12 protein-coding genes and 1 pseudogene are annotated in these 12,222 nt (G+C 31.5%); all 13 read right to left on the bottom strand.

All coding sequences use genetic code 11. The features are described from left to right. Nucleotides 1-94: 94 nt before the first annotated feature. The gene (locus G9F72_RS05835; RefSeq protein ID WP_164958870.1) at nucleotides 95-352 is read right to left on the bottom strand and encodes a hypothetical protein; all 258 of its coding nucleotides are present in this window, start codon (nucleotides 350-352) and stop codon (nucleotides 95-97) included. 51 nt (nucleotides 353-403) lie between these two features. Continuing rightward, nucleotides 404-2,194 (bottom strand): GNAT family N-acetyltransferase, encoded by a 1,791-nt coding sequence (locus G9F72_RS05830; protein ID WP_411955950.1) that lies wholly within the window; start codon nucleotides 2,192-2,194, stop codon nucleotides 404-406. Nucleotides 2,195-2,929: 735 nt separating this feature from the next. Continuing rightward, nucleotides 2,930-3,475, bottom strand: a complete 546-nt coding sequence (locus G9F72_RS05825; protein WP_164958869.1) for a GNAT family N-acetyltransferase — start codon at nucleotides 3,473-3,475, stop codon at nucleotides 2,930-2,932. A gap of 52 nt (nucleotides 3,476-3,527) precedes the next feature. After that, a pseudogene (locus tag G9F72_RS05820) lies at nucleotides 3,528-3,701 on the bottom strand (oleate hydratase); the annotation flags it as partial. Nucleotides 3,702-3,754: 53 nt separating this feature from the next. Next, entirely contained in the window at nucleotides 3,755-4,030 is a 276-nt protein-coding gene (locus G9F72_RS05815) for a GNAT family N-acetyltransferase (protein WP_164958868.1), read from the bottom strand. Nucleotides 4,031-4,476: 446 nt separating this feature from the next. Beyond that, on the bottom strand, nucleotides 4,477-5,319 hold the full coding sequence (locus tag G9F72_RS05810; RefSeq protein WP_164958867.1) for an S-adenosyl-l-methionine hydroxide adenosyltransferase family protein: 843 nt from the start codon (nucleotides 5,317-5,319) through the stop codon (nucleotides 4,477-4,479). 1 nt (nucleotide 5,320) lies between these two features. Continuing rightward, nucleotides 5,321-6,118 (bottom strand): GNAT family N-acetyltransferase, encoded by a 798-nt coding sequence (locus G9F72_RS05805; protein WP_164958866.1) that lies wholly within the window; start codon nucleotides 6,116-6,118, stop codon nucleotides 5,321-5,323. A gap of 9 nt (nucleotides 6,119-6,127) precedes the next feature. Continuing rightward, nucleotides 6,128-6,970, bottom strand: a complete 843-nt coding sequence (locus G9F72_RS05800; RefSeq protein ID WP_164958865.1) for an S-adenosyl-l-methionine hydroxide adenosyltransferase family protein — start codon at nucleotides 6,968-6,970, stop codon at nucleotides 6,128-6,130. A 13-nt stretch (nucleotides 6,971-6,983) separates the two neighbouring features. Further along, entirely contained in the window at nucleotides 6,984-7,811 is an 828-nt protein-coding gene (locus tag G9F72_RS05795) for an energy-coupling factor transporter transmembrane component T (protein ID WP_263487111.1), read from the bottom strand. A gap of 2 nt (nucleotides 7,812-7,813) precedes the next feature. Continuing rightward, the gene (locus tag G9F72_RS05790) at nucleotides 7,814-9,523 is read right to left on the bottom strand and encodes an ABC transporter ATP-binding protein (protein WP_164958863.1); all 1,710 of its coding nucleotides are present in this window, start codon (nucleotides 9,521-9,523) and stop codon (nucleotides 7,814-7,816) included. Nucleotides 9,524-9,582: 59 nt separating this feature from the next. After that, nucleotides 9,583-10,140, bottom strand: a complete 558-nt coding sequence (locus G9F72_RS05785) for an ECF-type riboflavin transporter substrate-binding protein (protein ID WP_164958862.1) — start codon at nucleotides 10,138-10,140, stop codon at nucleotides 9,583-9,585. Nucleotides 10,141-10,185: 45 nt separating this feature from the next. Next, nucleotides 10,186-10,932, bottom strand: a complete 747-nt coding sequence (locus G9F72_RS05780) for a GntR family transcriptional regulator (RefSeq protein WP_164958861.1) — start codon at nucleotides 10,930-10,932, stop codon at nucleotides 10,186-10,188. A 263-nt stretch (nucleotides 10,933-11,195) separates the two neighbouring features. Further along, nucleotides 11,196-12,185 (bottom strand): LacI family DNA-binding transcriptional regulator, encoded by a 990-nt coding sequence (locus G9F72_RS05775; RefSeq protein ID WP_164958860.1) that lies wholly within the window; start codon nucleotides 12,183-12,185, stop codon nucleotides 11,196-11,198. Nucleotides 12,186-12,222 lie beyond the last annotated feature (37 nt).

Raw genomic sequence — 12,222 nt, 5'->3', positions numbered from 1 at the left:
TAAATACAAAGCGGTGTAATATGCTAATATTAACTTTAATTGGCTTAGTATAATATTTTATACTGTTATACTAGCTGTCAGATTCTTTTAAGTTTTAAACCTCATACTTTTTATTTCTATAATACAATATAAGATCCACGAGTACCATTAGTAAATTTATAATATATAATATCAATATTATATCTCTACTATATAATATTTTGTGTATAATCCCGAATATATATCCCACTATTACTATTATCAAAAATGTTGAACTTTTCCCCTTAGTGGAACGCGATTTTATAGATTTATAAATATTAGCTGGCCAAGCTAGTCCAAAGCAAATTAGCATGCCCGCTTCAAAAATACTCAATTAATTCATCCTTCCTTCGTATCAATTTTAGTATCCAACAATTTCTTTACCTTATAGCTCTACCCAGTACCTCTGAACGAGATTTCCATCCTCCTCCATTAGCTCATTTTCAAGAACTCCACCATTTGCAATTATAGTTTTTGCCGAAGCAATATTAACTTTATTGCAGGTTATAAGAACTTGTTTCATGTTCCGGCTTTTGCAATTTTCAAGAGCCATTTTTAACATTGACTTTGCATATCCCTTTCTTCTTTCAGAGGGAATAATTCCATAACCTATATGTCCTCCAAACTTAAGAAGTTCTTCATTTAAGCAATGCCTTATACTAATTGCTCCAAATATTCTGTTGTATTTATTTACTAAAAAATATGTATCTGAGGGCGCTAAATGTGATGGACACGTTTCACTACTTCTATATGTTTCTAAATTTTTTAACCAGTCCTTATAATCCATTCCTCTTGGTCTTATTGCTCCTGGATATATAGAATCTTCTGCTTTTTCAAATTCTAATATCATTTCCTTATATGATTCTTTATGTTCCATTGAAGGAGTTACTAAATAAACTTCATCTAAAGTAATCCACCTATCTCTAAAAGTTCTTTCAATGAACCCTTTTTTACATAAGTATTCTCTTAAGGTATCTCGTAAATATTCACTGTTATATCTTACATTTCTATTGTTTTTTAGTGAAGCATATCCTGTTCCTCTCTGAAGATAATCTGAAGAAGCAACGCTATACCATCTCGTATCTAAAAGATCTTCGCCATTAATAATAATATTACTTATTCTTCTTCCATCATGCTCACTTAGTGCATTAGATACATGAAGTCTTCCTAAATACTTACCTCTAAACCCAGGTCCCCTACCATCCATAAAGCAAAACTCACTATCTAAGGAATTTTGCAGAGCTTCCTTAAGATCTTTACCTTGCAACTCAAAATATGTTGGGTTTAATGGTGAGTTACATATCTCTATAAGTTTTTTACGAGAAACTCCACCAACTCTTATTCCACCATTTATCACCCCGCTATTTATTAACCCAATATCAGTTTTAAAAATATCTACCAGTGCATCTGCCAGTAAATTAGTAATTGGATTTTCCTCAACTACATCATGCCATAAATCAACATCAATATTATATAAATTTTTACTTAGACTTACTATTGCTTTTTCTTTGTTTTCTTTTAATATGTCAATAATTTTTTCATGGTTAGGACATTCCTCTATTCTAATATTTTTATCCTCTAGTAATTCTACTTTCGAGTTATTAATCTCAATTTTTAGAAGTCCCAAGTGCTCTCCAAAACCTCCTGAAGTATGGATTATAGTATTATTAATAATTTCAGGCTTGTCCATCAGTAAATGAGTGTGACCACCTATTATCACATTAACCTCATCTATTTCTGCTATTTCTCTATCCTTACTAATTCCTGAATGAGATAACACAACACACAAATCATACTTATCTTTATTTAGCATTATTTCTTTTTTTATTGATTCTAAATGGTCTTTGATGTCAAAACCTAATAGCCCATTAAATGGTCCCAAATTCGGTGATGTTCCTATAATTAAAATTCTTAAATTATTTTTATGTATTATGATACTTTTTTTTACACCTTCAATTTCAGTATTTCCAAGCTTATTTAAATTACAGCTTAAAAATGGAACCTTTGATTTTGTAGCCATATTAACTAATGTGTCATACCCATTAAAGGTTTCGTTGTTACCTATAGCTATGGCATCATACCCCACATACTCTAATAGCTCTATAGCTGCAAGCCCATCTGTTCCCTGAAGTTCTAGTCTTTTAAAATCCGCAAAATCCCCTGCGTCCAATATTATTGTATTTTCATCTTTTAATTCGCTTATTTTACTTACTATCTAAGAAAAATTCTCGTAATTACTGTGAATATCATTGGTATGAAGTATATTTAGCTTCATTTTATATCCCCCACTCTTATGAAATATTTATCTTTTTATGATAATTATACCACATAAGGTTTTATTAAAGTGAATCATTCTCTTAATATAGTGCTATCCATCCTACACCTGAAGTAGTGGCTTGCCGCACAAAAATTGTAAAATCCATTTTTACAATTGAATAAACTTAAAATGCGCAATTTAGATACACAAGATTACAATATAGTAGAAATATTTTAATCTAAACCGAGAATCTTCTAATATAATAATATTTATCATATAAAAATAACTCTTTACAAACATCTATTACTATGTTATTATCATTTTATAAACAAAGTAACAAAATTTAAATAAGTACAAGGAGTGGAAGTAGTTCCACTTAGATATTAACTTTCATTAGAAAAATAAAAGACTTGCTAATAGAAAGGGGATAGTCCGATGGCTAAAATTAAATTTTCAGGGTTTATAGAGGATAGTACGATTTTATAAGTAAGAGGTCTTTAATATATGTAAAAGACAAAGAAAAATACTTTAGTTAAAAATAATGACTATACTCTAATTAATTTAAAATTAAATATATGTATATATTAAAAGGGAGTTCATAAAGTAAATTGAACTCCTTTTTTTCAGTTTTTTAAACTAGTTGTTGTCTCTGTATTATGCCTTCCATTCATCCTTCAATATGGCATATATACAATCATCAAGCCACACATCACCCATTTTAAAGCTCTTTATAAAGTGACCTTCCTTTCTCATTCCTAATTTTTCTAAAAGTCTAATTGATTTTGTATTATTGGGATCAACAGATGCAGTAATCCTATGTTTCTTCAGCTCAAAGAATAAATAATTAATCACAGCTTTTAACGCTTCTATCGCGTACCCCTGGCCTTGGTATCTTGGCGCTAATGTATACCCTACCTCAACCTGAGCATTATCCTCTAAAAAATGAATTCCTATATCGCCTATAAGCATATCTTCATTCTTGTTAACAATGGCTAATTGGAACCAAGTATTAGGAATGTTGGGATTGCTAGGAATATCGCTTATAAAATCATCAATTGCGTTCATGTTCTTAGGTATAAATGACTGATATTTATAAACCTCAGGCAATGAACGGTATCTGAAAAATTCAACCCTATCATTTAATTCAAGTTTTTTTATTAATAATCTATCAGTTGTTATATTTATCGATAATACATTCACTTAGACACCCTCCTGATTTTGTTAGTAGTTTAATTACATAATTATATTATCATTATTTTTTTCCTGCTTGTTTAACCGTGACTCTTAGGCTTTCAACAATGTCCATAATATATAAATACGTTTTAAGCAAACCGATAATATGTGATTGTTCTAAAATAGTGATGTTTTTACCATCCATATGACCATCGCTTATTAAATATGCGGCAGCCGAAAGAGAGGCTATACCACCCCCAAAAAACTCAGTGTTTTCTCTTTATTTTATATTCCATGCTTGATTCTTTACTTATGCAATACATCTTCATAATCATTATTCTTATTCAATTCTGCTTTAGCAAAAGTACAGATAGGAATTATCTTTTTATTTTTTTCTCTTGCAAAATCAACAACCGTTTTAAGCAATTGTCTTGCTACATTTTGACCTCTTAACTGCTCAGATACAAATGTATGCTCAATTGTTATATCATCTCCATTATGCACCAATTCTATCTTAGCTAATGAGTCTTCTTCATTATCACCTACATAAAAACTCTTTTTTCCTTTTTTTATTTCTATCAAAGTAAAGCCTCCTATACAGTTAATTTAATTTAAATAACTATACCATCGAATATTATCATCTAATTTTTTACATATAATATGAATAGTTAAAATAAACAATAAACATAAAATTGCTACATAGTATCCGTTAATTAATAAATCACAATATTTTATTATCAATAATTCTAATGGAACAAGACACACTATAGATGCTAAAAATATTAAAACAATTAACTTAATTTTATTTTTTAATCCTTTAAATTTCAACATAATTTCTTATAAAAAAAATGAAGTATATATTTATATAGAAATATCATCAGTATTATTAGACAATATTGAGGATAAAAGAATATATAATTGGCTTGTCATAAATAGACAAGCCAATAAACTTTTCTCTGATTATTAAAGTATCGTAAATTTATGATTTATAACTATATAAATATCTCTAATTAACCCTTCAAAAACCTCTAATCTACTTTTTTAAACTCTATACTCCAATGTATTCCAGTTCCGATGCTATAAGCCTTAGCAAAGTTCCCTTGGTTTATTGCAACCGCCATACGGTATACGGAGTTAACATAAATTAACTGCTCACTAACGTATACGTCTGCAAATGATTTCCCATAAACTATACGATTGTTGTATACACGAGTTGGTCCATTGTAAATTATAACTTCAACTCTGTCCCCTACATTAAATCCAATTTCTAAAAAATCTTCTCTTGTGATATCAGTCCATAAGCTACCAAAACGTACATCTAGAATATCAATGCTACCTTTTACACTTTTTTCGGTTTTTACTATTTTACCTATTTCAAGCTCCACTATATTCTCTACTGATAATAATGCACCCACCTCTTCAAATGTAATTTTGCCTGCAGCAATCTTTGCTCCTGTATAAGCGTAAACATCACGACCGTGGAAGGTAAAGGAACTTTCAGTGTCTTGTCGACGGTGCTTTGATTCTTCAATTTCTCTAATTTCAGTTATACCTACATATTTTTTAAGATGTGTTAAGGTGCCGTTATCAGGGGTTACAATGTAGTGACCAGATTCAGTTAATGCTACTACACTCTTACGGCTTGACCCAACCCCTGGGTCTACCACTGAAATAAAAACCGTGCCTTTAGGCCAATATTCTACTGATTGAAAAAGACGGTAAGATGCCTCCCATATGTTATAAGGTGTAATATCATGTGTTAAGTTATAAAGCTTTAAATTTTCCTCTACTTCATGAGCCACGCCATACATAGCTGCAACAGCACCATCCACTAAACCAAAATCGCTTTGAAATACCAGTAATTTTTTCATATTATTTCCTCCCTAAAATTGCCCAATTGTCAATATTTCGGAATCCTAACTTGTGATAAATCTCGCCAGCTTCCGGATTATCAAAGAATAGACATGCTGATTTCCCTTTAAGAAATAAGTTTTGACACAAAGCAGAAATTATCTTACTTGAAAGGCCTTGTTTTCTATATGCTGGAATAGTTAAAATACCTCCCACCATAGCGCTAACACTTGTTTCAGCAGTGGTATTGCCGTGGCTTACAATTTTACCATCTTTCTTTATAAACATATGCACTCCTTCTTTTGTTTTAATTCTGCTTGCAATCTGTTTATAACGGCTATCTATTCCAGAAGAATATAAACCTGAAAATTCTTCTATCTGTTCATAGGCGAGTGAAATCTCCATTGCATCTATGCTTTCTGCAGTTTCAACTTCTGATGTATCCTCAATGAGTTTTGAAATATCTAGAAGCTGGCAAAAATACATATCTCTTTTTGAATATTTACTTTTCACCACTGGGTAAAATAAATCTATTACCGTAAGTTTTCCACTAATTATGTTTACATCTCTTGTGCTTAATAAGATTTCTATTTCATTAATTTCTAAATCTAAATCCTTACTATAAATAATAAAATTATCATGGTATCGTAGCACAACCCCCACTAGTTTATGACCTAACGTTTGAATCCAGACCTCCTGAAAATCAGTTTCGAATCCAAAATTTTCTATATCACCTATTATAAATAAGTTTATATTAGGCTCAGCTAAACAGTAATTCATTATTAACTCTCTGTGTTTTTCCGTTGCCTTAGTTAGCATAATTCACTCCTATTTTTCAAATTCAACTGTCCATTCTAAGCCAAAGTTTAAATTATATTTTTCGCATAGATTTCCTTGTGTAATTGCCATTGCTACCTTCATAAGCTCGTTATTATAAATCATAACAGCTCCTTTTTCTGCAAAACCAAAGGATTTATGGAACAGTACCTTATCCTTGTACATTTCTTTTCCTTGATGTTTTATATTTACATTAAGATAGTCACCATAATTAAAGCCAGCCTCTGTAAACATAGATAATGGAATATTTGTCCATAGGTTTCCAAAGTTAGGATCACTAATTTCAAAATTTCCGCAAACCTTATTAGCCTTTATGAAAGGCTCCGGAATAGTGAATTCTACAATTTCATTTATACTATATGCCTTACCTACCTCCTCATAAGAAATTATCCCACTAGCAAGTTTTGCAGCACAATATCCAAATAGATCGCGACCATGAAAAATACTTACACCTTCAGTATTTTTACCACGTAAGCGGTTTTTTGTTTCATCTATTTCCCTAACTTCTGTAATTCCTACCCATTTTTTTAGGTGAGTTAACGCACCATTATCTGGGGTAACCACATAGTATCCATCCACAGTTTTTGCAACACAAGCTCTTCTGTGAGTTCCAACGCCTGGATCTACAACAGAAACAAAAATTGTGCCTTCTGGCCAAAATCTCATAGACTGAAATAGTCTGTAGGATGCACTCTGAATATCGTACTGTGGAATTTCGTGGGAACCATCCATAATCTCCAGTTCTCTATCAACGGTTTTAACCACCCCATACATTGCGCATACTGCGCCTTCTTTATAAGTGAAATCTGTTTGAAAAACTAATATTGGTTTCATTACTTTATTCCTCCTATATAAATGGATTGTAAAAACGACTCTTATTTATAAAAACTGAAACTAAAATTGTTCCAATAAAGATTAATGCTGAAATTGTAATAGCCGTGTAATCTTCAACTGTAAGTTTTTTCTTGTTATACCAAGTACGACTCTTGCTTTTACCAAAGCCGCGTAAATCCATAGCATTACTGATAAGTTCTATTTTATCTAATGTAGAGAAAATTAATGGTATAATTATCAAAAGTGCATTTTTAAATCTATCTGAAAATTTTGCCTTACGTGATAAATCTAAACCTCTCGCCTGCTGTGAAAGGCTAATTTCTTGATATTCCCTCTGTATGTCCGGGAAATATCGTAAGGTTAGCGAAACTGCAACTGCGGCTTTATAGTTAACTCCAATACCACTTAAAGCAGCTGCAAATTCACTTGGATTGGTAGTTAAAAGAAATATTATTCCAAGTGGAATAACGGAAGCATATTTAAAAAACTTAGTGCCTTGGTAAAACAACTGTTCTAAGGTTAATGTATATCTCCCAAAAATAGAAAGGATTTCGTGACGGGTACCATAAATTCCAACTCCTCGTTCTGGGGAAAATAAATAGGTTATAACTGCATTTGTAATAAGAAATATTAAAACGTAAATTATCATTACTCGTATTTGGGAGTATTTTATTTTAGAAACTCTTAACATTACAAAAGAAAAAGCCATTATTAAAAGAATACTCCTTATGTCATACGAAAACATTACCGAAAAGGTTAAGAATAAAAAGCAAATTAGTTTAGTTAGTCCAGAAAGTCTATGAATATAGGTATCAATTGAGTTATATGAAAATAGCTTCATCTTCACTTGTTTCGCATCCCCCTCTCATATTCTATAAAACTTTGAACAAATGACGTTCCATCACTTATACCTGTGATTTGAGCAAGGTTATAAAGAGAGGTTTCTTTTAAGTTTGCTTCTTTTATGACATCAACATCGGTTAAAATTATAGCGGCCTGCGTATCTGCAATTTTCTTTCCACCAGCTAAAACTATTCCTCGGTGGGTGTATTGAAGCATAAGGTGCATGTCATGTGTAATCATAATAATTGTTACCCCTAATTTATTTATTTCTAGTAAAAACCTCATTATTTCACTGTAATGACGGTAATCTTGCCCGGCGGTTGGTTCGTCAAGAATTAAAATCTTAGGATTTAACACTAAAATAGAAGCTATAGTTACCCTCTTCTTTTGTCCATAACTTAGTGCTGATATAGGCCATTCTCTAAAGGGAGCAAGTCCACAAATCTTTAAAATCTTATCAACTCGCTCCTTTATCTCTTCTTCCTTAACCTTTCTTAAACGAAGACCTAAAGCAATCTCATCATATATCATAGGCTTTGAAATCATTTGATTTGGATTTTGCATTACAACACCCACAATTTCAGCCCGTTCTCTTATGGTTTTATCCTTAATATTTTCATCATAATAATAAACATTACCTGTATCTTCTTTTTCAAATCCGCATATTATCTTTGAAAGGGTTGACTTACCTGCCCCGTTTTTACCAACGATTGACACCATTTCTCCTTCTTTAATATCAATGCTAACATTATCTAGTATTTTATGAATCCCATTATAGGAAAAAGACACCTCGCAAAGCCTAAGTATAGATGGCTTATGACTTTCAATTTTCTGTGGTGAAATGGATTTATCCCAAGCTTTTAAAATGTCTTTTACAGTTTGTACATCTAATGTATTGATGTGACCAGGATGCATTTCAGTGGTAACTTTTATGCCAGCATATTTTAATGCTGTAATATAAAGGGGCTCCCTTATGCCATTTTCAATTAAAATTTCCGAAGAAACTAATTGATCAGCGTTCATATCTGCAATAATTCTCCCCTCATTCATAACAATAATCCTATCAATGTCACAATGTAGAACATCCTCTAGCCTATGTTCAATAATAATAATAGTTTTATTTGCTTCTTTGTGAATATTTTCTATTATTTCTATGGCAGTCTTACCAGTGGCAGGATCTAGATTGGCTAGTGGCTCATCAAAGAGTAATATATCTACGTCATCGATCATAACACCAGCAAGAGCAGACCTTTGTTTTTGACCTCCAGATAGTTCGAAAGGTGATGAAGTAAGCCACTTTTCCATATCTACCATACTTGCTACATTTTTCACTCTGACCTGCATTTCTGTAGCTTTAACATTATCATTTTCTAAAGCAAAAGCTATATCTTCACCAACAGTTAACCCAACAAACTGTCCATCAGAGTCTTGCAAAACTGTACCTATCATTTTAGATAATTTAAAAATGTTTTGCTCCTTTGTTTCTAAATCCTTAATCTTTAAACTTCCATTAATCTCACCTTTATATGAAAAAGGAATTAGTCCATTTAAACAGTTACCCAGTGTGCTTTTGCCACTACCACTAGGACCCACTATTAATATTTTTTCTCCTGGATAGATTTCTAAATTAATATCATTTAAGGTTGGCTTCGCTTGGCTGAAATACTGAAAATTAAAATTTTCAAATTTTATAATTGGCTTCTTCATCATCGTTCACTTCCCCATTTATTTTACTAATTATAATTATAATTATAATTATAATAATGTGGTTATTTCATATTTAGGCTACCTTTTTTTGTCCTTGTGGCTGCATAAGAAATTAAAAGCAATGTACCTATAACTCCTGCACTAATTGAGTTCAGTAAAGCTGCAATGGCACCTTGCGTAAAAACTAGGTTAGCAGGCTCACTGTAAATAACAATATCTAGTATTGGAGCAACAACTATCCAAGCTAAAATATTTCCAAGAATTTGAATGGTGTTAAAGATAAGGATGTCCTTTATTTTAAATTCTCCTTCTTCAACCTTTGTTCTTTTGTAAGAAAATCCAAATATTACTCCGGAAACTCCACTACCAATAACCCAACTCCACCATGGTGAACCATACTGGATAGCATCACTTAAGGAGTGCCCAATAAAAGCTATTAAACCTCCTGCAATAGGTCCAAATAGTGCTGCAAAGAAGGCACTTAGGCCATAAGCTGTTTGAAAACTTGTTTCTGGAATTGGAGATGGCACCTTAATATACATGAATAAAAGCATGAAAACTGCAGCACCTAGACCTGTGGCAACAATAGTTTTTGTGGTTACTTTGAAATAATCTTTCATAATTTTTCCCCCTTTTATGTTAATATATGGATATCGTTTTATAGGTTAAACTTTAAATGATAAATCATATTTATCAGGAATAAAATAAAACTTACACCTTGCTATTCCTTCACGCTGCTGATTGTACAAAATCTCTTCAATATAAATAATCGGCTCATTATCAAGAATTTCAAGGAAGGATGTAATATTCTCTTCAGCATGCACAATCTTCACATGAATCTTAGCATATGTAGCAAGTTCAAATATAGTTTTGTTAATTAAATTGGAGACTTCCTCTTCAGAATTTAGGTTTACATTACTATTATTAATATACTTCACTGGAATTTGTATAAAAGAGTGTGCCACAGGAATTTTGTCTATCAAATATACATTGTTACTTGCCATAACAATCTCGCTCGCACTAATATTAAGCTTTTGCTGAGCAATATCCGTGGGTGGTCCGTAATTATAAGAAACACGAATTTCATCAATTTCCTCTTTGCAGCACTGAATTATTGGATTTTCAAGGTTGCTATTTGAGACTTCTTCTGTTTCTTCGTCTTCTCCCTTATAGGTAACAAAGGTGCCTTTACCCTGATGCTTTGAAATTATTCCATCTTCATTTAAAATCGTTAGAGCTTGTCTTAATGTGTTTCTACTTACTTCATACCTTTCTGAAAGAACAGTTTCGCTAGGAAGTTGCGTTCCATTTTTATAGAGGCCGTTTATAATATCAGAATAAAGCATATTATAAATAGCTACATATGATGGTATTTTTTCATTGGACACACTTGTAATTTTTCTATTTCTCATTTTGCATACCCCATATCATTTTATAATTATCTATAATAGACTCCAGACTATGTTTTAATTAATTGAACTTGTTCAACAATTATCAACTTGTTCAACAAGTTAATACAATTATATCCTTTTATTTTAATCTTGTCAATATTGTGAATATTTAATTTTTTCCACCTTTAAGTTCATTGCATTTTAGTTCTGTAAAGCAAAAAGAAAAACCCATTTCAAGTTAATTGCATCTTGAAATGGGTTTCTGCGCTAATAATCTATATTATCTATATTTCTTTACAACTTTCTCTAATTATAAACTTAGCCGGTATTGTGATTTTTTTACATATTTCTCTTCCAGATATTAACCGTTCTATAAGTAAATCTACAGCAGTTTCTCCCATAAATTCAATGTGCAGCTTTATTGTAGTTAGTGGCGGCGTCATATACTGTGCGCTAGAAATGTCATTAAAGCCAACTATGCTCATATCATCAGGTATCTTTAATTTTTTTTCATATATAGCCTTATAGCAACCTATTGCAATTGAATCGTTAGCTACAAAAGTAGCGGTAGGTATAGTATCGGCTTCTAGAATTTCCTTCATCAACTTGTAACCGTCTCTTGGTGTATAATTACCAACTTTTATAAGATTTTCATTATACGACCCTTTTTCTTTCATATATTTACAATATGTATCTTCTCTTAAATCTATAAACCTATCCCCATTAATATCTAAATCTATTCCACCTATATAGGCTATCTTATTATGTCCTAATGAAAATAAGTAATCAAGAGCATTTCTTACGGACTTTGAAAAATTAATTATCACAGAATCAAACAAATCCTCATCTTGCGCCGTATCTACAAAAACCACGGGCCTTATAAACTTTTTTATTCTTTCAACATCGTTGATATTAAAGGTCCCAAGAGCAATAATACCATCAATATTCTTAAGTTTTTCAAGATCATCATTTTTGCTTATTCTAAATATCTTAGCTCCCTCTGCCACAAGTCTTTTTTCTATTGATACCCTTATAGACAGGTAATAAGTATCTTCAAGTTCCTCTTCAAGAGAATAGGAATAAAGAAGACCTATTTTGAATTTTTTTCTGCTTTTTTTACGTTTTGGAGGTGTATATTCAAGCTCCTGAGCAGCTTCAAATACTCTCTGTCTTGTTTCAGCTGATACACTTAATGTTTCATCATAATTTAAAACTCTTGATACTGTAGCAATTGACACTCTAGCCCTCTCAGCAATATCTTTTATAATAGCCATCCTCTTTATCACCACTTCTATAAATTTCTATTTTTAA

It is taken from the genome of Clostridium estertheticum (assembly GCF_011065935.2).
Taxonomy (GTDB): domain Bacteria; phylum Bacillota; class Clostridia; order Clostridiales; family Clostridiaceae; genus Clostridium_AD; species Clostridium_AD estertheticum_A.
Note: the sequence above shows the minus strand (reverse complement) of the source record. Positions and strands in the feature narration are given on the sequence as shown.

Coding starts and splice junctions, on each gene's coding strand:
- G9F72_RS05810 (WP_164958867.1), bottom strand. CDS start 5,319: ATGAAAAAATTACTGGTATTTCAAAGCGATTTTGGTTTAGTGGATGGT.
- G9F72_RS05805 (WP_164958866.1), bottom strand. CDS start 6,118: ATGCTAACTAAGGCAACGGAAAAACACAGAGAGTTAATAATGAATTAC.
- G9F72_RS05800 (WP_164958865.1), bottom strand. CDS start 6,970: ATGAAACCAATATTAGTTTTTCAAACAGATTTCACTTATAAAGAAGGC.
- G9F72_RS05795 (WP_263487111.1), bottom strand. CDS start 7,811: ATGAAGCTATTTTCATATAACTCAATTGATACCTATATTCATAGACTT.
- G9F72_RS05790 (WP_164958863.1), bottom strand. CDS start 9,523: ATGATGAAGAAGCCAATTATAAAATTTGAAAATTTTAATTTTCAGTAT.
- G9F72_RS05785 (WP_164958862.1), bottom strand. CDS start 10,140: ATGAAAGATTATTTCAAAGTAACCACAAAAACTATTGTTGCCACAGGT.
- G9F72_RS05780 (WP_164958861.1), bottom strand. CDS start 10,932: ATGAGAAATAGAAAAATTACAAGTGTGTCCAATGAAAAAATACCATCA.
- G9F72_RS05775 (WP_164958860.1), bottom strand. CDS start 12,185: ATGGCTATTATAAAAGATATTGCTGAGAGGGCTAGAGTGTCAATTGCT.